The organism is Qipengyuania sp. R86523 (assembly GCF_044596365.1).
Taxonomy (GTDB): domain Bacteria; phylum Pseudomonadota; class Alphaproteobacteria; order Sphingomonadales; family Sphingomonadaceae; genus Qipengyuania; species Qipengyuania citrea.
Genome location: NZ_CP138997.1, coordinates 1,488,523 through 1,513,292 on the forward strand (window position 1 = coordinate 1,488,523; position 24,770 = coordinate 1,513,292).

26 protein-coding genes and 1 pseudogene are annotated in these 24,770 nt (G+C 65.6%); 11 read left to right on the forward strand and 16 right to left on the reverse strand.

Annotated elements, in window-relative coordinates; translation table 11 throughout:
- The first annotated feature begins 13 nt into the window (after positions 1 to 13).
- Positions 14 to 1,663: an amidohydrolase gene (locus SJY12_RS07395; protein ID WP_397504934.1), complete on the forward strand. Its 1,650-nt coding sequence runs from the start codon at positions 14 to 16 to the stop codon at positions 1,661 to 1,663.
- On the opposite strand, the gene tatC is transcribed toward SJY12_RS07395, so the two are convergent.
- From tatC to SJY12_RS07440, 9 genes are all read right to left on the reverse strand, one after another.
- A complete protein-coding gene (tatC, locus tag SJY12_RS07400) occupies positions 1,648 to 2,442 on the reverse strand; it encodes a twin-arginine translocase subunit TatC (RefSeq protein WP_341858491.1) in 795 nt (264 codons plus the stop codon). The two genes, SJY12_RS07395 and tatC, sit on opposite strands and share 16 nt — an antisense overlap.
- Before the next feature lies 1 nt (position 2,443).
- Positions 2,444 to 2,881, reverse strand: coding sequence for a Sec-independent protein translocase protein TatB (tatB, locus tag SJY12_RS07405; RefSeq protein WP_050600769.1), 438 nt, complete (start codon positions 2,879 to 2,881; stop codon positions 2,444 to 2,446).
- Positions 2,882 to 2,905: 24 nt separating this feature from the next.
- Positions 2,906 to 3,133, reverse strand: coding sequence for a twin-arginine translocase TatA/TatE family subunit (locus SJY12_RS07410; protein WP_063506076.1), 228 nt, complete (start codon positions 3,131 to 3,133; stop codon positions 2,906 to 2,908).
- 61 nt (positions 3,134 to 3,194) lie between these two features.
- A complete protein-coding gene (gene scpB, locus SJY12_RS07415; protein ID WP_050600771.1) occupies positions 3,195 to 3,809 on the reverse strand; it encodes an SMC-Scp complex subunit ScpB in 615 nt (204 codons plus the stop codon).
- Positions 3,809 to 4,618 (reverse strand): ScpA family protein, encoded by an 810-nt coding sequence (locus SJY12_RS07420; protein ID WP_063511324.1) that lies wholly within the window; start codon positions 4,616 to 4,618, stop codon positions 3,809 to 3,811. The genes scpB and SJY12_RS07420 overlap by 1 nt, the downstream gene beginning before the upstream one ends.
- Entirely contained in the window at positions 4,615 to 5,637 is a 1,023-nt protein-coding gene (gene nagZ / locus SJY12_RS07425; RefSeq protein WP_397504935.1) for a beta-N-acetylhexosaminidase, read from the reverse strand. Before nagZ ends, SJY12_RS07420 begins: the two co-directional genes overlap by 4 nt.
- Positions 5,638 to 5,716: 79 nt before the next feature.
- The gene (locus SJY12_RS07430; protein ID WP_397504936.1) at positions 5,717 to 6,400 is read right to left on the reverse strand and encodes an SPOR domain-containing protein; all 684 of its coding nucleotides are present in this window, start codon (positions 6,398 to 6,400) and stop codon (positions 5,717 to 5,719) included.
- Positions 6,401 to 6,402: 2 nt separating this feature from the next.
- Positions 6,403 to 8,142: an arginine--tRNA ligase gene (gene argS / locus SJY12_RS07435; protein WP_397504937.1), complete on the reverse strand. Its 1,740-nt coding sequence runs from the start codon at positions 8,140 to 8,142 to the stop codon at positions 6,403 to 6,405.
- Positions 8,143 to 8,201: 59 nt separating this feature from the next.
- A complete protein-coding gene (locus SJY12_RS07440) occupies positions 8,202 to 8,855 on the reverse strand; it encodes a hypothetical protein (protein ID WP_050600776.1) in 654 nt (217 codons plus the stop codon).
- A gap of 96 nt (positions 8,856 to 8,951) precedes the next feature.
- On the opposite strand from SJY12_RS07440, the pseudogene ispH reads away from it, so the two are divergent.
- The 3 genes and pseudogenes from ispH (at position 8,952) to rnhA (ending at position 11,334) form a co-directional block, all read left to right on the forward strand.
- Positions 8,952 to 9,936, forward strand: a pseudogene (gene ispH / locus SJY12_RS07445) (4-hydroxy-3-methylbut-2-enyl diphosphate reductase).
- Between the two features lies 1 nt (position 9,937).
- Positions 9,938 to 10,894 carry a homoserine kinase gene (gene thrB, locus SJY12_RS07450; RefSeq protein WP_397504938.1) on the forward strand — a complete coding sequence of 319 codons (957 nt, stop codon included), beginning with the start codon at positions 9,938 to 9,940 and terminating at the stop codon, positions 10,892 to 10,894.
- A complete protein-coding gene (gene rnhA / locus SJY12_RS07455) occupies positions 10,891 to 11,334 on the forward strand; it encodes a ribonuclease HI (protein ID WP_050600779.1) in 444 nt (147 codons plus the stop codon). The genes thrB and rnhA overlap by 4 nt, the downstream gene beginning before the upstream one ends.
- On the opposite strand, the gene SJY12_RS07460 is transcribed toward rnhA, so the two are convergent.
- From SJY12_RS07460 to SJY12_RS07470, 3 genes are read right to left on the reverse strand one after another with little or no spacing between them, the layout of a single operon-like run.
- On the reverse strand, positions 11,335 to 11,511 hold the full coding sequence (locus SJY12_RS07460; RefSeq protein WP_082835446.1) for a YegP family protein: 177 nt from the start codon (positions 11,509 to 11,511) through the stop codon (positions 11,335 to 11,337).
- A 60-nt stretch (positions 11,512 to 11,571) separates the two neighbouring features.
- Positions 11,572 to 12,666 carry an NAD(P)/FAD-dependent oxidoreductase gene (locus SJY12_RS07465; RefSeq protein WP_397504939.1) on the reverse strand — a complete coding sequence of 365 codons (1,095 nt, stop codon included), beginning with the start codon at positions 12,664 to 12,666 and terminating at the stop codon, positions 11,572 to 11,574.
- The gene (locus SJY12_RS07470; protein ID WP_397504940.1) at positions 12,663 to 13,631 is read right to left on the reverse strand and encodes an alpha/beta fold hydrolase; all 969 of its coding nucleotides are present in this window, start codon (positions 13,629 to 13,631) and stop codon (positions 12,663 to 12,665) included. The genes SJY12_RS07465 and SJY12_RS07470 overlap by 4 nt, the downstream gene beginning before the upstream one ends.
- Positions 13,632 to 13,718: 87 nt before the next feature.
- On the opposite strand from SJY12_RS07470, the gene SJY12_RS07475 reads away from it, so the two are divergent.
- The 7 genes from SJY12_RS07475 (at position 13,719) to SJY12_RS07505 (ending at position 21,109) form a co-directional block, all read left to right on the forward strand.
- Positions 13,719 to 14,435 carry a prepilin peptidase gene (locus SJY12_RS07475; protein WP_397504941.1) on the forward strand — a complete coding sequence of 239 codons (717 nt, stop codon included), beginning with the start codon at positions 13,719 to 13,721 and terminating at the stop codon, positions 14,433 to 14,435.
- Between the two features lie 91 nt (positions 14,436 to 14,526).
- The gene (cpaB, locus tag SJY12_RS07480; RefSeq protein ID WP_397504942.1) at positions 14,527 to 15,534 is read left to right on the forward strand and encodes a Flp pilus assembly protein CpaB; all 1,008 of its coding nucleotides are present in this window, start codon (positions 14,527 to 14,529) and stop codon (positions 15,532 to 15,534) included.
- 41 nt (positions 15,535 to 15,575) lie between these two features.
- Entirely contained in the window at positions 15,576 to 17,108 is a 1,533-nt protein-coding gene (locus tag SJY12_RS07485; RefSeq protein WP_397504943.1) for a type II and III secretion system protein family protein, read from the forward strand.
- A gap of 13 nt (positions 17,109 to 17,121) precedes the next feature.
- Positions 17,122 to 17,772, forward strand: coding sequence for a CpaD family pilus assembly protein (locus SJY12_RS07490; RefSeq protein ID WP_397504944.1), 651 nt, complete (start codon positions 17,122 to 17,124; stop codon positions 17,770 to 17,772).
- A 6-nt stretch (positions 17,773 to 17,778) separates the two neighbouring features.
- Positions 17,779 to 19,068, forward strand: coding sequence for a pilus assembly protein CpaE (locus SJY12_RS07495; protein WP_050600786.1), 1,290 nt, complete (start codon positions 17,779 to 17,781; stop codon positions 19,066 to 19,068).
- 51 nt (positions 19,069 to 19,119) lie between these two features.
- Positions 19,120 to 20,091, forward strand: a complete 972-nt coding sequence (locus SJY12_RS07500) for a type II secretion system F family protein (protein ID WP_050600787.1) — start codon at positions 19,120 to 19,122, stop codon at positions 20,089 to 20,091.
- A gap of 19 nt (positions 20,092 to 20,110) precedes the next feature.
- A complete protein-coding gene (locus tag SJY12_RS07505) occupies positions 20,111 to 21,109 on the forward strand; it encodes a type II secretion system F family protein (RefSeq protein WP_050600788.1) in 999 nt (332 codons plus the stop codon).
- 46 nt (positions 21,110 to 21,155) lie between these two features.
- Here the strand turns inward: SJY12_RS07505 and SJY12_RS07510 are convergent, their stop codons facing one another.
- From SJY12_RS07510 to SJY12_RS07525, 4 genes are all read right to left on the reverse strand, one after another.
- Positions 21,156 to 21,626, reverse strand: coding sequence for a MarR family winged helix-turn-helix transcriptional regulator (locus tag SJY12_RS07510; RefSeq protein ID WP_050600789.1), 471 nt, complete (start codon positions 21,624 to 21,626; stop codon positions 21,156 to 21,158).
- A gap of 74 nt (positions 21,627 to 21,700) precedes the next feature.
- Positions 21,701 to 22,570, reverse strand: coding sequence for a crotonase/enoyl-CoA hydratase family protein (locus SJY12_RS07515; RefSeq protein ID WP_348347537.1), 870 nt, complete (start codon positions 22,568 to 22,570; stop codon positions 21,701 to 21,703).
- A 175-nt stretch (positions 22,571 to 22,745) separates the two neighbouring features.
- The gene (locus SJY12_RS07520; protein WP_050600790.1) at positions 22,746 to 23,531 is read right to left on the reverse strand and encodes an SDR family NAD(P)-dependent oxidoreductase; all 786 of its coding nucleotides are present in this window, start codon (positions 23,529 to 23,531) and stop codon (positions 22,746 to 22,748) included.
- Positions 23,532 to 23,558: 27 nt separating this feature from the next.
- A complete protein-coding gene (locus SJY12_RS07525) occupies positions 23,559 to 24,731 on the reverse strand; it encodes an acetyl-CoA C-acetyltransferase (protein ID WP_050600998.1) in 1,173 nt (390 codons plus the stop codon).
- Positions 24,732 to 24,770 lie beyond the last annotated feature (39 nt).

Sequence of the window (24,770 nt, forward strand, 5' to 3'; positions counted from 1 at the left end):
GGGACTGCCTGACATGTCATTCAAATTCCTCGTATCAACCCTGGCTCTTGCGCTCGCCACGCCCGCCGCGGCGGACGTGCTGGTCGACAATGTCGAGGGTCTTACGATCGGCGAGGATGGCAAGCTCAAGCGGTTCACCGCGCTGGTGATCGACGACGAGGGCAAGGTCGCGCAGATCCTGACCGCGCGGGACGAAGTGCCGAAGACCGACTTCCGCGAAGACGGCGACGGTGCAGTCATGATCCCCGGGCTGATCGATGCGCACGCGCATGTCATGGGCATCGGCATCGGCGCGCTCACGCTCGACCTGTCCGATACGAATTCGCTCGAGGAAGCGCTCGACAAGATCCGCCGCTTCGCTGCCGAAAACGAGGCCCGGCCCTGGATTCTCGGCCGCGGCTGGAATCAGGAGAAATGGGGCCTCGGCAGGTTCCCCACCGCTGCCGAGCTCGACAGCGCGGTCGCCGATCGTCCGGTGTACCTGCAGCGCGTCGACGGGCACGCCGGCTGGGCCAATACGATGGCAATGGAAGCCGCAGGGATCACCGCGGCGACGGAAAGCCCTGCCGGGGGGCGAGTCGAGCGCATGCCCGGTTCGCAGGCCCCGTCGGGGGTCTTCGTCGATGCCGCCGAAAGCCTGATGACCCGCGCCATTCCCGCCCCGCGCCCGACCGAGCGCGACCTTGCCTTCGCCAAGGCACAGGAGGTCCTCCACCGCAACGGCATTACCGCCGTGGCCGACATGGGCACGACGATCGAGGATTGGCAGACCTTCCGCCGCGCGGGCGACAAGGATGCTCTGACACTGCGGATCATGGCCTATGCCGCTGGTCCGGACGAGATGGAACTGATCGCCGGCGCCCGTCCCACGCCGTGGCTGTATGACGACAAGCTGCGCATGAACGGGATCAAGATCTACCTCGACGGCGCGCTGGGCAGCCGCGGTGCATGGCTCAAGCAGCCCTACGCGGACGATCCCGGCAACACCGGCCTGCCGCTGACCGGCCCGGCCAAGCTGCGCAACATCCTGGTCCGCGCCGCGCAGGGCAATTTCCAGCCCGCGATCCACGCGATCGGGACTGCCGCCAATGCCGACGCGCTGGCCGCGATCGCCGAGCTGAGCGAAAGCTTCCCCGGCGACCGGCGCTGGCGGATCGAACACGCGCAGATCATCGATCCGGCGGACCTGTCCGGTTTCGGCCAGAACGGCGTCATCGCCTCGATGCAGCCGGTTCACCAGACCAGCGACCGCTCGATGGCCGAAGCGCGGCTGGGGCCGGATCGGCTCGACGGCGCCTATGCCTGGAACAGCATCCTGCAGCTTGGCGGGCGACTGGCCTTCGGCTCGGACGCTCCGGTCGAATCGCCCGATCCCTTCGCCGGCCTCGCCGCAGCGACCACGCGGATGGATGCGAATGGCGAACCGTTCGGCGGCTGGCGACCCGAGGAACGCGTCAATCGCGAACAGGCGCTGGCCGGCTTTACCAGCGCAGCGGCCTATGCCGGGTTCGCCGAAGGCCGGTTCGGCCGGCTGCTGCCCGGTGAACGCGCAGATTTCGTGTTGATCGACCGCGATCCGCTGCTGGCCTCGCCTGCCGAACTGCGGGCGACCAAGGTGCTGGAAACCTGGGTCGGCGGGCGCAAGGTCTACGAAGCGGACTGAGCCTCGTCGGTACCGTCGCTGTCAGTACGGCGGCGCCGATCGGTCAGCCGCATCAGCACCAGCGAACCTTCGAACAGCAGCAGCAGCGGAACCGCGAGCAGCAATTGCGAACCGGGGTCCGGCGGCGTGATGATCGCTGCGAGCGCTACGATCAGCACGATCACATAGCGCCGGGCGGACACCAGCTGGTCGCGCGTGACAAGACCCGCGCGATGCAGCAGCAGCAGCAGCACCGGCAGCAGGAAGCTCATCCCGAAAGCGAGGATGAACTGCATGACCAGGCCGAGGTATTCATTGGCGGTCGGCAGCGCCTGGATCTCCATCCCGCCCGCGGTTCCCTCGAAGCCGAGGAACCAGCGGAAGGCGGTGGGCATGACGACGTAATACGCCAGCGCCGCACCCATCCCGAACAGGATCGGCGTTGCCAGCAGGAACGGCAGGAAGGCCCGCTTTTCCTTGGCGTAGAGCCCCGGCGCGATAAACGCCCATAGCTGGTTGGCGATGATCGGGAAGCTCAGGCAGAAGCCGGCGAACAGGGCGACTTTCAGCTCGACGAAGAAGACCTCGTAGAGCTTGGTGAAGATCAGCTGGCCTTCGCCCACGGGAAAGGCATTCTTGAGCGGCTGGATGAGGAAGCCGAGGATTGGATCGGCGAAGTAGAGGCACACGCCGAAGGCAAGCGCCAGCGCCAGCACGCAGCGCACCAGCCGTCCGCGCAGTTCGATCAGGTGATCGAGCAGCGGGGCCTGGCTTTCGTCGATGTCCTTGATCACTGCCATGTCAGCTATCCTTGCCCGGGGGCGGAGGGTCGAGCGGCAGGGTGGGTTCGTCCGAATGTTCGGCCGCCTTGACCGGGGCGGCACGCTTGATCGCGGCTTCCGCCGCGGCATCGGCATCGGGCACCTCGCCTGCCGCAGCCAGCGGTTCCATCGGCTGGTCGGGCAGGAGGTTCTCCGGCGCGCCCCCTTCAGGCGAGGAACCGTCGGGATACTTTGCCATGATTTCCTTGTTCCGCGCGGCCCACTTGTCTTCCATTTCCTCGATCTCGGCCTGGCGGACGACTTCGTCGAGCCCGGCGCGGAAATGGTTGGACATGCGGCGCAGCTTGCCGATCCAGCGGCCCGCGTGGCGCAGCGCCTTGGGCATGTCCTTGGGGCCGATCACGAGGATCGCCACAATGACGATCACCAGCAATTCGCTGGCGCCGATATCGAACATAGCCTGCCTCTGCCCGCTAGCGGATCACTTGGTGTCGGTGGTCTGTTTGACCTGGTCGGGCTTGAGTGCCTCGTCGGCGGGCTTGGCTTCATGGCCGAGCTGCTTGGCGGGCGCGTCGTCTTCATTCATGCCCTGTTTGAAGCTTTTGATGCCCTTGCCGAAATCGCCCATCATTTCGGAAATCCGCCCGCGACCGAACAGGACGAGCACGACGACGGCGATAATGGCGAGCTGCCAGACACTGAGACCCATGGGACCTTCTCTTTCACATTGCTTGAATGCGAATATAGGCGTTGCGCGGGCTTAGCGCCAGTCAGCTCTCTTCGGGATCGTCGCTTCGCTCGGTATCGTCCGCCCCATCCTCGCCTGTGGCCTCTCCCATCAACTCGTCATAGGCATCGTCGACCGGGTCGAGCAGGCCGGTGGCGCGCAATTCCGCGATTCCGGGCAGGTCACGGCGGCTCGACAGGCCGAAATGCTCGAGGAATTCGGGCGTCGTCGCATAGATCGTCGGCCTACCCGGCACCTCTCGGCGGCCCGCGATCCTGACCCATCCCGCTTCCATCAGCACGTCGAGCGTCCCGCCGCTGGTCTGCACCCCGCGGATCGATTCGATTTCCGCGCGGCTGACCGGTTCGTGATAGGCAATGATCGCCAGCACTTCGGTGGCCGCGCGGCTCAGCCGCCTGATCTGCTCTTGCTCGCGGCGCAGGAGGTGCGCGAGATCGGGCGCGGTTTCGAAATGCCAGCGTTTGCTTCGCTCGACCAGATGGATGCCGCGCGGTTCGTAATCCTGCGCCACGCTGCGCAGCGCCTGGCGCACGTCGCCGACCGCCGCATCGCCCAGGAAACCGGCGAGCGCTTCGGCAGTCATCGGCTCTTCCGCTGCAAACAGCGCGGCTTCGACGGCGCGGGCGAGATCGTCCATCAGCCGGTGACCCGCCGCAACCGGAGCGGTCCGAACGTATCGTCCTGCTGCAATTCGGCCTTGCCCAGCCGCGCCAGTTCCAGCGCGGCGACGAAGCTCGAGGCGAGCGCCGACTTGCGCAGGCGGGGCTCCGCGTGCGGGGGCAGGAAATCGCGCAATTCGATCCAGTCGAGCGTCACGCCGAGCATGTTGGATACCCGGTCGAGCGCAGATTCGAGCGTCATCACCGGTCGTTCGCGCACCATGTGGATCGCCGGGGCGGTCCGCGCCTTAACGCGCCCATAGGCCTCGATCAGCGCGAACTGGTCGCAGCGCCAACGCGTCTTGCGTTCGATCTCGAGCCCTTCGGGCGCGCCGCGCAGGAAAACATCGCGGCCGATCCGGTTGCCGCCCATCAGCCGGGCCGCCGCATCGCGCATCGCGCCAAGCCGCTGCAGGCGCAGTTGCAGCCTGAGGGCGAGTTCTTCGGGCCCGGGGGCTTCTTCCTCGTCCTTCGGAAGCAGCATGGCCGATTTGAGATAGGCAAGCCAGGCGGCCATCACCAGATAGTCGGCCGCCAGTTCGAGCTTCAACGCCTCGGCATGGTCGATGTAGTCGAGATATTGGTCGACCAGAGCGAGGATCGAGATCGACCGCAGATCGACCTTCTGCCGCCGCGCGAGGTCGAGCAGCAGGTCGAGCGGACCCTCCCAGCCATCCAGCTCGAGATAGAGCGCATTCTCATCGACCGCCGCCTCTGCCGCAATGCCATCCCAATCCTCCTGCGGCGCGGTATCGTCCTCGGGGAACAGCAGGCCGCTGTCGGTCACGCCGCGCGCTTTTCCGCCAGCGCGAGCAATGCGTCGCGCTTGGCCAGCAGCTCATCCGTATCGGGGCCATCGGAAGGCGGATGCATCGCCGCATGCACCCTTTCAAGCCGGCGCGCCGACTGGTCGGACATCGTCTTCCCCAAATCGGCGATCGCCTGCTGGTCCTCCATCCTGGCCCAGCAATTGAGCACGATGTCGCATCCCGCCGCGAGTGCGCGGCGCGAGCGTTCGGCAATGGTGCCGTCGAGCGCCTGCATGTCGATATCGTCGGTCAGCAACAGCCCGTCGAACCCGATCCGGCCGCGGATTATGTCCCGTACGACCGTCTCGGAAAGCGTTGTCGGCACCGTGGCATCCCAGGCTTCGAAAACGATATGCGCGCTCATCCCCAGCGGATGCGCAGCAAGCGTGCGGAACGGCTCGATATCCACTTCGAGTTCGGCATCGCTGGCGGCGACATGCGGCAGCTCCTTGTGCGAATCGCAAGTGGCGCGGCCATGGCCCGGCATATGCTTGAGACAGCCAACGACCCCCGCCCGGCCCAGCCCGTCGAGCACCGCCCGGCCGAGCGCGGCGACCTGCAACGGGTCGCTGCCCAGCGCACGATCCCCGATGACATCGTCGGTTTCGGGGCGCCGGACATCGAATGGCGCATGGAAATCGACGGTGACCCCCATGGCGGCCAGTTCGCGGCCCATGGCTTCGGCATTGGCGCGGGCGGCCTCGATCGCCGAAGCGGGGGCGACGTCCCACAGGGCAGCGAATACTTCACCCGCGGGATAAGCCTGCCACACGGGCGGTTTCATCCGGGCGACCCGTCCACCTTCCTGATCAATCGAGATGACCAGCCGATCGCGTCCGTGGATCGCGCGCAGTTCGTCGGTCAGCGCGCGCAGCTGGTCCTTGCTCTCGCAATTGCGCGCAAAGAGGATGTAGCCCGCCGGGTCGGCGTCCTTGAAGAAGGCGCGCTCGTCGGCGCCCAGTGCGGTCCCGGCGATGCCGAAAATGGCGGGTGTCATCTGCTGAAAATGCGCCGCGGCGCGCGTTCCCGCAAGTTCGCGGCGCGCGGCAGGTGTGGATACCGGATGCGAGACCGCTCTATTTGACGAAGCAGGCGAGGCCGTCGGCCTTCAGCGCCGCACAGAGCCGATTGGCGGAGGCCCGGTCGCCCGCGAGCGCCTGCAGCCGGTAGACCTGTCCGATATCGACCTGTGCCTCGACCACCCGGTGGCGGACGCCGTTGAGCGCTTCGGTCTGCCGCATCAGGTTGGACCACGCGGCCTCGGCATCTTCGCGTCGCGGATAGGCACCGACCTGGACCGCCGTACCCGAAGGCGTGGCCGGCGCCGCGGCATTGCCCGCGTCCGAACCATCGCTGTCGTCAGCCGCGGCGGCCGGCGTCGTGGTCGGTTCGGCCAGCCGGCCTTCACGCGTCTGCCCCTCACCCACGGCGAAACTGGTATCGCCCGTGCCGGCAAAAGTCTTGCCTCCCGGGTCTTCGGGCTTGCTCTTGTAGGGCTCGTCCGGGGCGGCGATCACGCTGCCATCGGCTTCGGGCTCGTCGGACGTCTGGTTGGCCACGAACCAGATCGCCCCGACCACAAGGGCCAGCACGATCAGCGCCAGTACGCCCAGCAGGATCAACCGCGAGGTGTCGAAACCCGCGGCCTGCTCCTCGTCCTCGCCCGCCTCGAGCCAGGGAAGGCTCTCGTCATCGGCGAGGTCGAGCTGGTCCTCGTTCTCCCACTCGCTGCCACTGCCGTAAGCGCTCGCCCCCGTCATGCTCACATCTCCTCCACTGCCTCGACCCCAAGAATGGCGAGCCCGTTGCGGATCACCTGCGCGACCTGCGATGCCAGGAACAGCCGCGCCGCCGTAAGCTCGGGGTCGCTTTCCTGGATGATCCGCATTGCGGGATCATCGTTACCCGCGTTCCAGAAACTGTGGAAGGCAGCGGCGAGGTTGCCGAGGAAGAAAGCGATCCGGTGCGGTTCGCGCGCCTTGGCGGCCGCTTCGACCACGCGCGGGAACTGGGCCGCCTCGCGGACCAGCGCCAGCTCGTCCGCACCCAGGCGGTCGAGATTGTCGCTGCCGGGCTCAACGCCCGCCTTGCGCAGCGTGGAATGGATGCGCGCATGGGCATACTGGAGATAGAAGACCGGGTTGTCCTTCGATGCTTCGACCACCTTGGCGAAGTCGAATTCCATCTGCGCATCGGGTTTGCGCGTGAGCATGGTAAAGCGCACGACGTCCTTGCCGACCTCTTCGACGACCTCGGCCAAGGTCACGAAAGTGCCCGAACGCTTGGACATCTTCACCGGTTCGCCGTCGCGCAGCAGCTTGACCATCTGCACCAGCTTGACGTCGAAGGGCACATCGCGCCCGGCACCCTTGGTCAGAGCGGCGACCGCGGCCCTGATCCGCTTGACCGTACCGGCATGGTCCGCGCCCCAGATGTCGATCAGCGCATCGGCATTCTCGGCCTTCTGGAAGTGGTAGGCGAGATCGGCACCGAAATAGGTCCACGCCCCGTTCGACTTCTTGATCGGACGGTCCTGGTCGTCGCCGAATTCGGTCGACCGGAACAGCGGCAGTTCGACCGGCTCCCAGTCCTCGGGCGGTGCCTTGCCCTTGGGCGCCTCGAGCACGCCGTCGTAGACCAGGCCCTTTTCGCGCAGCCACGCCTCGGCGGCTTCGGGCTTCTTCGCTGCCTGCAGTTCGGCTTCGGAGGAGAACAGGTCGTGATGAATGCCCAGCAGCGCGAGATCGGCGCGGATCATTTCCATCATCGCGGCGACCGAACGGTGACGGAACAGCTCGAGCCATTCGCTTTCGTCGGCGTCCTTGTAGGCGTCGCCGAATTCCTGCGCGAGCCGCTCGCCCACCGGCTTGAGGTAGTCGCCCGGATACAGCCCTTCGGGAATGGCGCCGATATCCTCGCCCAGCGCCTCGCGATAACGCATATGCGCCGAGCGCGCGAGCACGTCGACCTGCCCGCCGGCATCGTTGACGTAATATTCGCGCACGACCCGGTAGCCCGCCCATTCGAGCAGACCGCACAGCGCATCGCCCACCACCGCGCCGCGGCAGTGGCCCATGTGCATCGGACCGGTCGGGTTGGCGGAGACATATTCGACATTGACCGTCTGCCCGTCACCCAGGGCGGAACGGCCATAGTCGTCGCCCAGCTCGGCGATCGCCAGCAGCTCGCGGCGCCAAGCGTCGGGCGAAAGGCGCAGGTTGATGAAGCCGGGTCCGGCAATATCGGCAGCGTCGATGTCGGGTTCGCGCTGCAGATGCTCGACGATCTTTTCCGCCAGCGCGCGCGGATTGGTCTTGGCCGGCTTGGCCAGCACCATCGCGGCATTCGTCGCCAGGTCCCCGTGCGAGGGATCGCGCGGCGGCTCGACCGCGACATTGCCGCGGGGCGTATCGGCAGGCAGCACGCCCTCCATCTCGAGAGCGTTCAAAACCGCGTCGATCCGGGCGGCGAAAGCCGCGTGAAGAGTGTGCAAATCAGCCATGGCGCGCGCCTAGCGTATCGGCGCGAAATGGCAAGATGCGAGGCGCGCCCCGCAGCGCCCTAGCGGGTGGCGTTGTAGCGCAGCTGCGCTTCGGTCAGCTGGAAACCCACCAGCAGTTCGAAGGTGGCGCGCTGCACTGCGGCCCGCACCGCGGGATCGGCCAGCGGATCGAGCGCAGCGTCGGGGTCGCCCGGTTCGCGCTTGCGGGTGATCTGCTCGCGGATGTCCTCGGGCAGCGTCGCGGCAGCGCGATCGACATAGGCGGCCGCCGTGCCGCTGGCCTGCGCGCGTTCCTGCCCGTCGGCGAACTGCAGGGTGACATTGCCGACCCGCTTGCTGACCACCGAGGAACCGCCGCGCAGCACGGTGGAGAAATAGGGCAGCGTGACCGTGCGGCTTCCAGTGGTGTCGCTGCGGCGGGCAACGACGTCGAAACTGGCTTCGGTATAGACCCGGTCGCCCGCTTCTTCGTTGCAGTTCGAACGCAGGTTGGTGATTGCCGCCGTGACATCGAGATCCGCCTGCGTCGTCGCACCCGGGGCACGGAAGGTGGTGATATCGCCGGTATAGTCGGGAATACCGACCGCCGGGCAGGTCGAGCGGACCGCCGAAATTCCGACCCCCTGGTTGAGAACCAGATCGCCTTCCGTAGAACAGCCGGCAAGCGCAAGACCGGCAGCGAGTGCGGGCAGCAGACGGGTGCGGATGGTCATGCGGCTAATTTCCCTTTTGCGGTCATTCGAATTCGTAGCCCCTCAGGCTGCGGGACGCCCTAGCTTGGCCTGCGCGAAAGCGCTAGAGGGCGGGACATGAATGCCCCCTTTCCATCCACGCCCGGCACCAGCGGAAACGATCCGCGCCTGCCCCTCAAGCTCCTGATCGCGGCGCCGCGCGGCTTCTGTGCAGGGGTCGACCGCGCCATCGAGATCGTCGAGCGTGCGCTGCAGAAATACGGTGCCCCGGTCTATGTCCGGCATGAAATCGTGCACAATCGTTATGTCGTCGACAGCTTGAAGGCGAAGGGCGCGATCTTCGTCGAGGAACTCGACGAGGTGCCTGACGACGCACCGGTCGTGTTCAGCGCGCATGGAGTGCCCAAAGCGATCCCGGCAGAAGCCGAACGGCGCAAGATGCTGTATGTCGACGCCACCTGCCCATTGGTGAGTAAGGTTCACCGCCAGGCCGAACGGCAGATCGAAAAGGGCCAGCACATCCTGTTCATCGGTCATGCGGGTCACCCGGAAGTGATTGGCACGATGGGCCAGGTGCCCGAGGGGAGGATCACGCTGGTCGAGACGATCGACGACGTCGCTGAGCTCGACTTCGGTCCCGATGACGATCTCTCCTACCTCTCGCAGACCACGCTCTCGGTCGACGATACGCGCGACATCATCGCGGCGCTCGAAGCGCGTTTCCCGCAGATCGTTGCGCCCAAGGCGGAAGACATTCTGCTATGCCACCAGCAACCGGCAGGCGGCGGTCAAGCAGATCGCGGCGAGCTGCGACCTGGTGCTGGTTATCGGTGCACCCAATTCCTCCAACTCGCTGCGGCTGGTGGAAGTGGCCGAACGGCTGGGCACCACCGCCTATCTCATCCAGCGTGCCGACGAAATGGATCCGGCCTGGCTCGAGGGCATAGGCACGATCGGCCTGACGGCAGGGGCTTCGGCACCCGAAAAGCTCGTCCGCGAAGTGGTCGACCGGCTCTCCGACTGGCGGCTGGTCGAGGAAGAGGTGATCGCCGCCACCGAAGAGAACATGATCTTCAAGCTGCCGCGCCAACTCACCGACTGACGTGGCGGTCTATACCCATCTCGGGGCCGAAGATCTCGCTCGGCTGATGGAGCATTACGACGTCGGCCGGCTGGTTTCCTTCAAGGGCATCGCCGAAGGCGTCTCGAATTCCAACTGGCTGCTGGAAACCACGCGGGGCCGGTTTATCCTGACGATGTACGAAAGGCGCATCGAGACCGCCGACCTGCCCTTCTTCCTCGGTCTGCTCGATCACCTTTCGGCAAGCGGCTGCCCCGTGCCGCGCACCATTCACGACCGCGACGGCGCGGCCTGGAGGATGTTGGACGGCAAGGCCGTGGCATTGATCGAATTCCTTCCCGGTCTTTCGCCCAGCGCCCCGACGCCCGGGCAGGCCGGAGCGGTGGGCAGCGCGCTGGCGCAGATCCATCTCGCCGCGCGCGACTTCCCGCAATCGCGCACCAGCACGCTCGAGCCGGGTGACACTCTGGATATCCTCAAGCAATGCGGCGCGGCAGCGCTGGGCACGATCGATCCGGATCTGCCCCCGATCCTCGAGACGGGCGAGGCGATCGTGCACGAATGGCCCCGCGCCCTGCCCCGGTCGATCATCCATTCGGACCTGTTTCCCGACAACGTCCTGATGCTTGGCGACCGCGTAACCGGGATGATCGATTTCTATTTCGCCTGCACCGGGTCGATGGCGTACGATCTCGCCGTGACCCATGCCGCCTGGTGCTTCGACGGGACCGGCTCGCGCTGCGATCGCGCGCTCGGCCGGGCGCTGATCGAGGGATATGAAACTTTGCGCCCGCTCGGCCATGACGAACGGGCCGCGCTGCCGCTGCTGGCCGAGGGCGCCTGCCTGCGGTTCATCGCCAGCCGCGCGCAGGACTGGCTCGACACGCCCGACGACGCGCTTGTCCACCGCAAGGACCCGATGGATTTCGCCAGGCGGCTGGAATTCTACCGCGCCAGCGGCCAGAGCGCCTTCGCATGAAGCAAGTCGAAATATTCACCGACGGGGCCTGCAAGGGCAATCCCGGCCCCGGCGGCTGGGGCGCGCTGCTGCGCATGGGGCCGCATGAAAAGGAACTGGTTGGCGGCGATCCCGACACCACCAACAACCGCATGGAGATGATCGCCGCGATCAAGGCGCTGGGTGCATTGATCGAACCCTGCGAGGTCGATCTCTATACCGACAGCAAGTACCTGATCGACGGGATCACCAAGTGGGTCCACGGCTGGAAGAAACGCGGTTGGGTCAATGCCAGCAAGAAGCCGGTCCGCAACGCCGATCTATGGCACGACCTGATCGAGCTGACCGCGCATCACCGCGTCGCATGGCACTGGGTCAAGGGCCACGCGGGCCATCCCGAGAACGAGCGGGTGGACCGCCTCGCCAGCGACGAGGCGGAACGGATCGCGCGCACCGCCTGATCAGCTGTTGTCGACGATCTCCGCGTCGGGTCCGTTCTTCTTGATCGAATCGATGGCGTTCTGCGCGCTCGCCTTCGAGGCATAGCCTTCGGTCGAGAACATCACCTCCGAATTGTACTTGAACCGCACGCGGTATTCATCGGCCTTGTCGCGGTAGATTTCGAAGTGATGAGCCATTTTTCCCTTCCTGAATAGCTGGCGTGATCCGGCGCATCCTAGCGCCCGGCGCATTTTTGGCTAGGCGAAGCGCGCCGGTGAATAAAGCTCGGCGTCGAGCGTTTCGGTCAGGGCGTCGCGTGCCTCGCCCAGCAGCAATTGGCGGCCGAGGCGCGCAGCAGCCGGCGATGTCTGGATACCGAAGCCGCCCTGCCCCGCGAACCAGGCGAAGCCTTCGACTGCGGGATCGTAACCGTAGACCGGTCGGCGGTCCTTGGCGAAGCTGCGCAGCCCGGCCCACTTGTGCTCGACCGCTTCCACCCGCCAGTCGACCACTTCCTCGAGCCGCGCGATCGCCTCGGCGACAGCCATCTCTTCGGGCGCCGCATCGCACGCCTCGCTCGGCACTTCGTCGTGCGGGCTGACCCACAGACGTCCGGATTCGGGCTTGAAATAGAACCGGCCGCGAATGTCGAGCACCAGCGGAAGATCGTTCGACACGGGCGGATAGATCCGCAGCTGTGCCACCGTGCGGCGATAGGGTTCGATCCCGGCGGGCTGCGCACCTGCCATCGCCGCCAGATCGTCGGCCCAGGCGCCGGCAGCGTTGACGATGGTCGCTGCATGGTGGGCGGCGCCGCGGTCGGTCGCGATCTCCCAGCGCCCGCCGTCGCGTTTGAGCCCCGACACCCGTGCACGGCATTCCAGCTGCGCCCCGGCGGCACGCATGCGCGCCAGATAATGCGCGTGCAGTGCGGCCACGTCGATATCGGCGCAGACCGGCTCCCAGATCGCATCGGACCATTCGTGACGGACTCCGGGAAGCCGCTTTTGCAGGTCGGCGCGTCCCAGGTGCTGGATCGTCGCACCGGTCGGGACGAAACGCTGCATGAAGTCGGTCACCAGTTCCTCGTCGCCCTCGCGCGCGATGTAGAGGGCGCCGCGCTGACGTAGGAAACCGCCGTCGCGCAGGAACGGGCCCGATGCCAGCGTCAACGGCACGATCTCGGGCCCGCCATAGCATTCCTCCCAGAATGCGGCGGATCGTCCGGTCGCGTGGTAGCCGGGTTCATCCTCCGCCTCGAGCACCAGCACGCTGGCGCCGCCCTCGGCCAGTTCGGCGGCCAGGCTGGCACCCGCAATGCCGGCGCCGACGATCGCGAAATCGGCGGTCATGGCCTTGCTCCCGCCGGCGCGACGCGGTCGAGGAATTCGGCGATCCCGGCCAGCGCCCGCGCCCGCACCGGATCAACCTCGCGCAGGATCTCATGGCGCGCCTCGTCGCCGAAGGCGATCAGTTCGCCCTGCGGCAAGCGCTCGGCCGCGCGGCCCGCGGCGGCATGGCTCACCAGCCGGTCCGCTGCAGTGCTCAGCACCAGCACCGGCACGCGGACCGTTTCGAGCATGCCCTTGCGGGCAAGGTGCCGCACCGAGGCATAGGCCCGTTCGACCCAGCCCCAGCTGCCGGGCCCCATGACCAGTTCGGGGCGCTGTTCGCGCCACCATAGCTCGTCGGCATAGCGCCCGCCGTCATGGGTCAGCAGGGCGTTGCGGTCAGCCGGCATTTCGCCCGGCTTCTCGCTCCATTTCCAGGCCTGGCGCCGGGGGTCGCCGATCCGCGTCATCAAGCGCGCCACCATGTGCAGCAGGCCCAGCGGCAGCGGGGGCCCCGCCATGCCGATCATCGGTGCGCTGAGCACCGCCGCATCGGGATCGACCTGGCCGTCGACCAACGCGCGCATCACCAGGTGCCCACCCATCGAATGGCCGGCCAGGACATGCGGCCCGGGGGTGTCTTCCTTCCACGCACGCCACAGCTGCGCGAGATCGGCGGTCCAGTCGGTGAAATCCGCGACGTGGCCGGTCACCGCGTCGCCGCCGAGCCGCCCCGAACCGGCCTGGCCGCGCCAGTCGGCGGCGGTCACGCGCCAGCCTTCGCCATGCCAGTGATCGAGCGTTTCGAGATATTTTTCGTAGAAGTCGCCGCGCCCGGGAAGGAACAAGATCGATCCCCGTTTGCCGCCGCCCGATCCCGGCCAGTCGATCCGCCTGATCGCATGTCCATCGGGCAGGACGAAACGCAATTCGGTCGCGGACGCGGGAATGGCGCGGCGGTCGAAGGTTTCCTGTGGCGCTGGCATGCCGGTGTCCGCGGCCTCCTCTATGGTTACTTTTTGGTAAGCACGCTGCGCTATCACTGCCGTCCGAAGCAGAGCTTGCGGAGCGTCATGCAAAACCAGACTTTCACCTACGTATTGCTTGCCGGATTGGCAATCGCACTGCTCTGGGTAATCGTGACCGACCTCAGGCACCGGACGATCAGCAACCGGCTGACGCTGACCGTTGCGCTTGGTGCGCCGCTGTACTGGCTGTCGATCGGATTGCCGCTCTGGCCCGGCATCGGCTTCCAGATCGGACTGGCCCTGCTGGTCTTCGCAACCTGCTGCGTGCTGTTCGCCATTCGCCAGATGGGCGGCGGCAACGTCAAGCTGCTGACCGCGCTGGCGCTGTGGATCCCGCCCTCGCAATTTACCTTGCTGCTGATCGCGATGGCGATGCTCGGCTGGGTGCTGACGATGGGGATTGCTGCGTGGCGAGTGGCGCATTCGACCACGATCAGGACCCGTCCGGCGCGCGATACCGCAATGCTATTGGTGGGAACGCTCATCGCGGCCCTCTTCGCGAGCGCGGTCCTGGGTGGGCCGCAATTGCCAGTGCCCGAAGCGCTGATCGCGGCTGCGGCGAGCAGCGCATCAGCCGCCATCGCGCTCGTTGCAGCACCGTTCGCAGTCCTGCTGATCGTCACGTTCGGATCGATCCGGATCATTCGCCGGCACGAACGGGACCTGTGGGTCCCCTACGGCCCGGCGATCTCGCTCGCGGGCATCTGGATCGTCGCCAGCGGACAGTTGCTGGCGCAGGCGGGGCCCGTCGCAGGCGGTTGAGAACCCGTTCTTAACCAATTCGCCCGTAAGGCACGAAACCATACTTGCCCGCACCTTTGACCGGCGGGCCGAATTAGGGGGCTAGACAGCCATGGATAGGAAGAAGCTGGTTCTGCTGATCGCCGCGCTGGTAATCGCGGTTGGTACGGCGCTGATTGCGCGCAGCATGTTCGCCGGCGCAAGCGCACCGCAGGCCGATGCCGCGGCGCGGGTCGAAGCGCAGGGCCCCAAGGTCCTGGTTGCCCAGCGCGCGCTGCCGGTCGGCACGATCATAACGGCCGATGCAATCGGCTTCCAGCTGTGGCCCGAAGAGCTGGTCCAGGACGCCTATTTCCTCGACGGCGAAGCCGATATGAGCAAGCTGCTGGGCACGGTGGTACGCCACCCGATCACGGCCGGCGAACCCGTCACGCAGGGCACGCTGGTCGCGCCGGGCGATCGCGGCTTCCTCGCCGCCGCTCTGGCACCGGGCATGCGCGCCATCACCGTTCCCGTGACCGCCCAGTCGGGCGTGGCCGGCTTCGTCTTCCCGGGTGACCGCGTCGACATGGTCCTGACGCAGGAGGTCGATGGCACCGAGGGTGCGAATCTGAAGGCGTCGGAAACCATCCTTCGTAACCTTCGCGTTCTGGCCACCGATCAGTCCACCGTGTCTGAAAAGAACGAGGACGGCTCGACCGTGGTGAAGGAGTTCCGCACAGTGACGCTCGAAGTCACTCCGGTGATCGCCGAAAAGGTCGCCGTCGCGCAGACCATCGGCGTGCTCAGCCTGTCGCTGCGCTCGCTGGCCGACAACCAGACCGAACTCGAACGCGCGATCGCTTCGGGTGATGTGACGATCCCCGATGACGCCACGCCCGAAGAGGAAGAACGCATCCTGCGCCAGGCGATGTCGCGCCCGATCGACGGCAAGGCAAGTTTTGTCACGGGCGGCAACGTCTCGCGCTTCCAGCGCCGGACGGTTCCGCCGCAGGGCTCGACCGCCCCGCAGCAGGCCGCAATGCCGACCGCCGGTCCCGAAGCGCTCACCTATTCGGGCCCCACGGTCCGCGTCACGCGCGGCAAGGAAACCACGCAGGTACCGGTGGGCGGTCGATGAGCGGAAAACAGAACAAGGTACGCCATTCAGGGGGCCAAGCCATGAAACGTCGTCTTACATCCAAACTGCTGCTGGCCAGCCTGGCGATCGCGCCGCTGGCAGCTGCACCGACAAGCGTCGCGACGGCGCAGTCGGTCGTGCGCCCGACATCGGAAGTCGTCCTGTCGATCGGCCGCGGCGAACTGGTCAATGTGCCCGGCACCATGGCCGACGTCTTCGTCGCCAACGAAGAGATCGCCGACGTGCAGATCAAGTCGCAGCGCCAGCTGTTCGTGATGGGCAAGTCCGGCGGCGAAACCACGATCTATGCCAGCAATGCGGCGGGCGACATCATCTGGTCCGCCAATATCCGCGTGGGCTCGAACATCGGCAGCATCGACCAGTTGCTCGCCATGGCCATGCCGCAGGCGAAGATATCGGTCGCCACCATGGGGTCAAATGTCATCCTGCTGACCGGCACGGTCGCAGCGCCCGAAGACGCCGCCGAAGCACAGCGCCTCGTCGAAGCCTATGTCGGTGAAGATGCCAATGTCATCAGCCGCCTGCGCATGGCGACACCGCTGCAGGTCAACCTGCAGGTTCGCATTGCCGAGGTCAGCCGCAGCGTGGTGCGCGCGCTGGGCGTCAATCTCACCAGTGTGGATGCGACCGGCGGCTTCAAGTTCGGGATCGGCCAGGGCCGCTCTCCCTTCACGCAGGTTTCGCCGGGCGGACCGGTCGCGGTGGGGAGCGACCTCGAGGGCGATCTCTACAACATTGTCAATCAGGGTTCCTCCGGCAGCACGCTGGGCGCGTTCGGCAAGTTCCTCGGTCTCGATATCGGTGCCGCGCTGGATCTTGCGGAGACGCAGGGGCTCGTCACCACGCTGTCGCAGCCCAATCTGACCGCCCTGTCGGGCGAGACTGCCGAATTCCTCGCGGGCGGAGAGTTTCCGATTCCCCTCGCCCAGGGCCTTGGCACGACCACGATCGAATACAAGAACTACGGGGTGAGCCTGGCCTATACGCCGACGGTTCTCGCCAATGGCCGCATCTCGATGCGCGTCCGTCCCGAAGTATCGGAGCTATCGAGCCAGGGGGCGATCACGCTCAACGGGTTCGAGGTCCCCGCGCTTACCACTCGCCGCGCCGAAACCACGATCGAACTCGGGTCGGGGCAAAGCTTCATGATCGCGGGGCTGCTGTCGAACTCGGCCACCAACACGATCGACAAGGCACCCGGCCTCGGTGACATACCGATCCTCGGCAACCTGTTCCGCTCGACCACCTACCGCAAGGGAGAGACCGAGCTGGTAATCGTGGTGACGCCGTACCTGGTGAAGCCGGTCGACGGCAACGATATCAAGCTGCCGACCGACGGCTTCCGCAAGCCGTCCGAGTTCCAGCGCCTGCTGGGTTTCCAGCAGAGCGATGGCGTCACCGGCGCCGAGCGGCCCAAGCCTCGTGCTGTCGAGAGTACGCCCGACACGCCGTCGGTATCGCAGGGCCTGCCCGCCGATGACGGCGAACAGCAACCCAAGCGCGAGAGCGAGGCACGCCGCGCTTCGGCGCAGCCCGGCTTCAGCTTCGAATAAGGGGAAGAGTAGAATGGCCAAGGCAATCAAAGGCAAGTTCGCCGGCTCGCTCGCACTATCGCTCGGCCTCGCGCTGGGCGCATGCGGCGGCTTCCCGACCGAGAACAAGTCGCTTTACAGCGCCCGCCAGCCGGTCGTCGAACGCACCAATTTCACGCTCGATGTCCAGACCGGCGGCCAGGGCCTGCCGGTGGCTGAACAGCAGCGGATCGCAGGATGGTTCGACGCGATGGCCCTCGGGTATGGCGATCGCATTTCGCTCGACGACCCCACGGCCAACCCGGCGGTTTCGGAAGACCTCGCCGTACTGGCAGAGCGGCACGGCTTGCTGGTCAGCGATGGATCGCCAGTGACTGCCGGCTACGTCGCCCCGGGACAGGCGCGGATCGTCATCACCCGGTCGACGGCCAGCGTTCCCGACTGCCCCAATTGGTCGGCCAATGCCGAGGGCAACGAATATAACGCGACCTACCCGGGATACGGATGTGCCGTGAACGGCAATCTCGCTGCCATGGTTGCCAATCCCGAAGACCTGATCAGCGGGCAGGCGGGCACTGGCGAGACGATCGTCACGACCTCGACCAAAGCCATCAAGGCCTACCGCGACAAGGAACCGACCGGCACGGGCGATCTTGCCGAAGTCAGCAGCACAGAAGGAGGCTAAGCAGCCATGAGCGCTTCACTCAAATCGGGCCTGCCCGGCAACCGCGATGCCTTTGCAGCCTATATCTGCGACGAGAACGCCCTCGACGTGCTGCGCCCGGTCGTGATCGAGCTCGGCTGGCCCCCCGAGAAATGCAACAAGGGCGGTCTGCGCAACGCGATCCAGTCGCTATCGGTCTCGGCAAGCCCGAACATCCTGATGGTCGACCTGTCCGAAAGCGGCGATCCGCTCAACGACATCAACGCACTGGCCGAAGTCTGCGAACCCGGCACGGTGGTCATCGCGATCGGCCAGGTCAACGACGTGCGGCTCTATCGCGACCTGCTGGCCAGCGGGATCCACGATTACCTGCTCAAGCCGCTGTCCGCCAACATGCTGCGAGATTCGCTGACCCAGGCCCAGGCAGTGTTCATGGCCCCCAAGGCGGGCGATGACGAAGGCGTCAAACGCCATATTTCGACTGCCGTGATCGGCACCCGCGGCGGGGTCGGTGCCTCGACGCTGGTCACTTCGCTCGCATGGCTGTTCTCGGCCGAGAAGCGTATGCCGACCGCACTGCTCGATCTTGATGTGCATTTCGGCACCGGCGCGCTGACGCTCGACCTGGAACCGGGCCGCGGTCTTACCGACGCGATCGACAATCCCGGCCGCATCGACGGGCTGTTCATCGAACGCGCGATGATCCGTGCGAACGAGAACCTCGCCATCCTGTCGGCCGAAGCGCCGATCAACCAGCCGCTGATGACCGATGGCGCCGCATTCCTGCAGCTGCAGGAAGAGTTCAAGCACCAGTTCGAAATGACCGTGCTCGACATGCCGCGCAACATGCTGATCAATTTCCCGCATCTGCTCAATGAAGTGAATGCGATCGTGCTGGCGGCTGAGATGTCGCTTGCCTCGGCACGGGACACGATCCGGATCCTGTCCTGGCTGAAAACGAACGCCCCGCATTCGCAGGTCATCGTCGTTGCCAACAAGGTGCAGCCAGGCATGGCGGAGATCAGCAAGACCGATTTCGAGGCCTCGATCGAACGCAAGATCGATATCTCCATCCCGTTCGACCAGAAGGCGGCGACCAATGCGGCCAAGTTGGGCAAGACCTTCGTCGACGCGAATGGCGGATCGAAAGCCAGTGCCGCGATCAATCAGCTTGCCTCGCTGGTTATCGGCGCGGCCGAAGGCGACCTCGACGAAAGCGATGGCGGGGGGGCGAAGAAATCGCTGCTCGGCGCACTCGATTTCAAGCAGCTGCTCGCGAAGAAAAAGACCGACCCGGTGGCAGAACCCGCGCAATAACGCCGCCCGGGGGCCAACCCGGTTCTGCCAGCAGGCAAACGGAGACCAAGCATGAACATTACCCAGCTCGCGCTGCTGACCATCGGGGTTTTTGCCCTACTGGCGATCGGGTACATGCTGCTGTCCGGACCGAATGCGAGCAAGGCCAGTCAGCGGCGGCTCGAACAGCTTCGCTATCGCCATTCGCAGAGCACCGATGCCAAGGTCGAATCGCAATTCAAGAAGGCCATCGCGGCCCGGCGCCCCAAGATGCACCGGGTTGCCGGATCGACGTCACGCGTCGAGGCCCTCGCCAACCGGCTCGATCGCACGGGCAAGGGTTGGACGCTGAGCCAGTATGCCTACGCCTCGATCGGCCTCGGGATCGGCGCTGCCATCCTGCTGTATCTGCGCAGCGGCTCTGTCGGTCTGGCGCTGGCCATCGGTGTCTTTGTCGGCGCGGGCCTGCCGCATTTCATTGTCTCGCGTGCGATCAAGAAACGCACGGCCCAGTTCAATGCCAAATTTCCCGATGCCATCGAACTGCTGGTGCGCGGCCTGCGTTCCGGCCTTCCCGTCACCGAAACGCTTGCCGTGGTGGCGCAGGAGGTACCCGGCCCGGTCGGCGAGGAATTCAAGGGCGTGGTCGAGCGCATCAAGATCGGGCGGACGATGGAGGAAGCACTCCAGCAAACCGCCGATCGGCTCGACATTCCCGAGTTCAACTTTTTCTGCATCACGCTGGCAATCCAGCGTGAGACGGGGGGCAATCTTGCCGAAACGCTGTCGAACCTGTCCGACGTGCTGCGCAAGCGCGCGCAGATGAAGCTCAAGATCAAGGCGATGAGCTCGGAATCCAAAGCTTCCGCCTATATCGTCGGAGCGCTTCCCTTCATCGTTTTCGGCATGATCCTGTGGATCAATCCGTCCTACATCGGCGGGTTCTTCGAAGACGACCGGTTGATTGTCACCGGGCTCGGCGGCTTGGTGTGGATGAGCATCGGCGCCTTCATCATGGCCAAAATGGTCAACTTCGAAATCTGATCGGGGAAGGATAAGCGCAATGGATCCCGCAACCGGCCCCACACTGCTTGGTTTCGACGTTTACATCGTCGGCTCGATCATGGCAGGCATCGCCGCCTTGGCCGTCGTTTTCGCCATTTATACGGCGCTGACGATCAAGGATCCGATGAGCAAGCGCGTCAAGGCGCTCGAAGGCCGCCGCGAAGAGCTCAAGATGGGGCTCGTCACGGCAGGCACGAAGAAGCGCCAGAGCCTCGTCCGCAAGACCGACACCACAGACCGGATCAAGGACACGCTCGGCAGCATGAAAGTGCTGCAGCAAAGCCAGGTCGAAGTCGTTCAGCAAAAGCTGGCGCAGGCCGGTTTCCGCAACAAGGAACTGGCCATCGTCATCATCGGCCTGCGCGCCGTGCTGCCGATCCTCCTGGGCGGTTTCGCCTTCGTCATGCTGTATCTGGTCGAAGTCTACCCCGACTGGCAGATGAAGCGCGTCGGAGCGCTCGCCCTCGCCCTGTTCATCGGCTACAAGGGCCCCGAACTCTATATCAGCAACATCGCCAAGAAGCGTTCGGATGCGATCCGGAAGGGGCTGCCCGACGCGCTCGACCTGCTGGTCATCTGCGCCGAAGCCGGCCTGACCGTCGACGCCGCCTTCAATCGCGTGGCCAAGGAACTCGGCCGCGCCTATCCCGAACTGGGTGACGAATTCGCGCTGACCGCGATCGAATTGTCGTTTCTCAACGAACGCAAGAAGGCATTCAACAACCTCGCCTACCGTGTCGATCTCGACGCGGTGAAAGGCGTGGTCACGACCATGATCCAGACCGAGCGCTACGGTACGCCGCTGGCATCGGCGCTGCGTGTCCTGTCGGCAGAATTCCGCAACGAACGCATGATGCGCGCCGAAGAGAAGGCAGCACGGCTTCCGGCCATCATGACCGTGCCGCTCATCCTGTTCATCCTGCCGGTGCTGTTCATCGTCATTCTCGGCCCGGCGGCCTGTTCGATCGCCGACGCTTTCAGCGGCGGGATCGGCTAGACCGCACGCTCCCGCGGCAGATGCGACCCGAAAGCCTGGCCGACGCCTAGTCGGCCAGGCTTTCCGCGTCGAAGTCTCCGGCCTGGTCGCGCACGCGGACGAGCATGTCCAGCAGGCTGGCGCGTTCCTCTTCGCTCAGGACCGAGAACAACTGGCCTTCGATCTTGAGCGCCAGCGGCATGATACCCGCGTGGACCGCGCGCCCTTCCGAGGTCAGTTCGAGCAGGTGCGACCGCCCGTCGCTGGCATTGGGCGATCGCTGAACCAGCCCCCGGTCTTCCAGCCGCTTGCAGGCCCGGTTGACGGGCACCTTGTCCATCAGCGTCTGCTGCGAAAGCTGGCGCTGCGTCAGCGCGCCGTGATCACCCAGCACGGCCATGATCCGCCACTCGGTGGTCTTCAGCGCGAAGCGCTTGCGATATTGTTCCGCAATCCGCGTCGAAACCGCGTTCGACGCGATCGACAGCTGGTACGGCAGGAACTCTGCAAGGCGTTGGGCGGGCTGGTGTTTCGGCATGGTGCTACGTTTATAGGACGGCCCTCCCATGGCAAGGCCGTTGCCGATGTAACCTTCGCTTTCGGCGCGGCGGCTCAGCGATATTCGGGCTGGTCCCACCAGGGGTAGAAATCGGGCATGTCGCTGCCGACCGTGTCGGGATAGGCCGGTGCGCGCTTCTCGAGGAAGCTGGCGATGCCTTCCTTGGCATCCTCGCTGCGGCTGAGCCGGTATATCGCGCGGCTGTCGATCCGGTGCGCATCCATCGGATGTCCGCCCGCGCCCAGCCGCCACAGCATCGCGCGGGTCATCGCCACCGACACGGCCGAGGTGTTGTCGGCAATCTCGCGCGCGATCCCCATCGCAGCATCGAGCAATTCGCCCTGCGGATGGAGCGACCGGACGAGGCCGCGATCGAGCGCCTCCTGCGCATCGAATATGCGCCCGGTCATGCACCATTCGAGCGCGGTCTGCATGCCCACCAGCCGCGGCAGGAACCAGCTCGAGGCGGCTTCGGGCGTGATTCCCCGCCGCGCGAAGACGAAGCCGAAGCGCGCCGTGTCGCTCGCCAGCCGGATGTCGAACGGCAATTGCATCGTTGCGCCGACGCCCACCGCCACCCCGTTGCACGCGCCGATCAAGGGTTTCTTGGAATCGAACAGGCGCAGGGTCAGCCGTCCGCCCCCGTCGCGCACGCGCTCGTCGGACAGGTCGTCGACCGGATTGGGATCGGAGAAGACATGCCCCCCGTCATCGGGCGTGAGATCCGCCCCGGCGCAGAACGCCCTGTCGCCGTGTCCGGTCACCACCACCGCGCGCACGCTGTCATCGGCGTCGGTCGTGTCGATCGCATCGATGAATTCGGCCATCATCGTGCGGGTGAAGGCGTTCATCTTGTCGGGCCGGTGCAGCGTCACGGTGGCGATGCCGTCGGCGATGTCGAGCTTGATCTGGCTGTAGGGCATGGGTTGGTTTTCCTCTCCGGTCATCCCGTCAGGACGGAACGCATGGAACGCGGTCCCGAGGGTCAAATGCAAAGCGCCCCCGCCCGCGCCGTTTTCGGCATGCGGACGGAGGCGCTGGAATAATCATGCAGGCGAGGCTAGGTCTCCCGCCTGCAATGGGAAAGCCGTCTGGCGATCACCGCGGCGCCATGCGGATGGCACCGTCGAGGCGCACGTCCTCGCCGTTGAAGTAGCCGGTCTCGATCATGCACATGGCAAGCTTGGCGTATTCGCCCGGCAGGCCGAGACGCTTGGGGAACGGGACGCTGGCTGCGAGCGCTTCCTTCACCTGCGGCGGCGCGGCATTCATCAGCGGGGTTTCGAAAATGCCCGGCAGGATGGTGTTCACGCGGATGCCTTCCTTCATCAGGTCGCGCGCGATCGGCAGGGTCATGCCGACGACCCCGCCCTTCGATGCCGAGTAGGCCGCTTGGCCCATCTGGCCGTCCTCGGCCGCGACCGAGGCGGTGTTGACGATCGCACCGCGATTGCCTTCCTCGGTCAGCGGGTCGAGCGTCATCATGCCGGCGGCCGACTTGGCGATGCAGCGGAAGGTTCCGATCAGGTTGACCTGGATGACGAAATCGAAGGCCGACAGCGGGAAATGCTTGATTTCGCCGCTCTGCTTGTCGCGGCTGGCGGTCTTGATCGCATTGCCGATGCCTGCGCAATTGACGAGGATGCGTTCCTGGCCATGCGCTTCACGTGCCTTGGCGAAACCGGCATCGACGTCCTCGTCGCTGGTCACATTGACCTTGCAGAAGATGCCGCCGATGTCCTTGGCAACGGCTTCGCCCTTTTCCTCGTTCATGTCGAAGATGGCGACCTTGGCGCCCTTGGCGGCCAGCGCACGCGCAGTCGCTTCGCCGAGACCCGATGCACCGCCGGTGACGACGGCGGGGGTTTTGCTACTTACTTCCATGGATTGTCCTCTCAGATTTCAAGTGAATTAGAGCGCCTCGACGATGGTCACGTTGGCGACGCCGCCGCCCTCGCACATCGTCTGCAGGCCGTATTTCTTGCCGCGCGCCTTGAGCGCGTGGACCAGCGTGGCCATCAGCTTGGTACCCGACGCGCCGAGCGGATGGCCCAGCGCGATCGCGCCGCCGTTGACGTTGAGCTTGGCGGGATCGGCATCGAGGTGCTTGAGCCATGCCAGCGGGACCGGGGCGAAGGCTTCGTTCACCTCGTACAGGTCGATGTCGTTGATCGACATGCCCGCGCGCTGGAGCGCACGCTCGGTGGCGAACAGCGGTTCTTCGAGCATGATCACCGGATCGCCCGCGGTCACCGTCAGATTGTGAATCCGCGCCAGCGGGGTGAGGCCGTAGTCCTTCAGCGCCTGCTCACTGACCACCAGCACCGCGCTCGACCCGTCGCAGATCTGGCTGCTGCTGGCCGCGGTGATCTTGCCTTCGGGGCTGAGCAGCTTGACGCCGGCGATACCTTCCAGCGTCGCGTCGAAGCGAATGCCTTCATCGACCGTGTGGCATTCCTCGCCTTCGGCGGTTTCGATCTCCACGCCGACGATTTCGGCCTCGAAGGCGCCCGACTTGGTCGCCTCGATCGCCTTCTGGTGGCTCGACAGCGCAAAGCGGTCGAGGTCGTCCTTCGAGAAGCCGTGCTTCTGCGCGATCATTTCCGCGCCCATGAACTGGCTCCACTGGATGCCGGGATATTTCTCCTCCAGCCCGGGCGATTTATAATTGCCCAGACCTTCCTTCATGTGGAACATCGCGGTCGAGCCCATGGGCACGCGGCTCATGCTCTCGACACCCGCGGCGATGACGACGTCCTGCGTGCCGCTCATCACCGCCTGCGCGGCGAACTGGATTGCCTGCTGGCTGGAGCCGCACTGGCGGTCGATCGTGACCGCGGGGACGCCCTCGCCCAGATGCTTGCTCGCCAGCACGGCATTGCGGCCGACCTGCATGGCCTGCTCGCCGCCCTGGCTGACGCAGCCCATCACCACGTCATCGACAGCCTTGGCCTCGAGACCGCTGCGCTCCATGACCGCATCGAGCGATGTGGCGGCGAGATCGACCGGGTGCACCCCGGCCAGACGGCCCCCGCGGCGCCCCCCGGCGGTACGGACGGCTTCGACGATATAGGCTTCGGGCATCGACATCCTCATTATAGGTTTTCAAATGGGACCAATTGG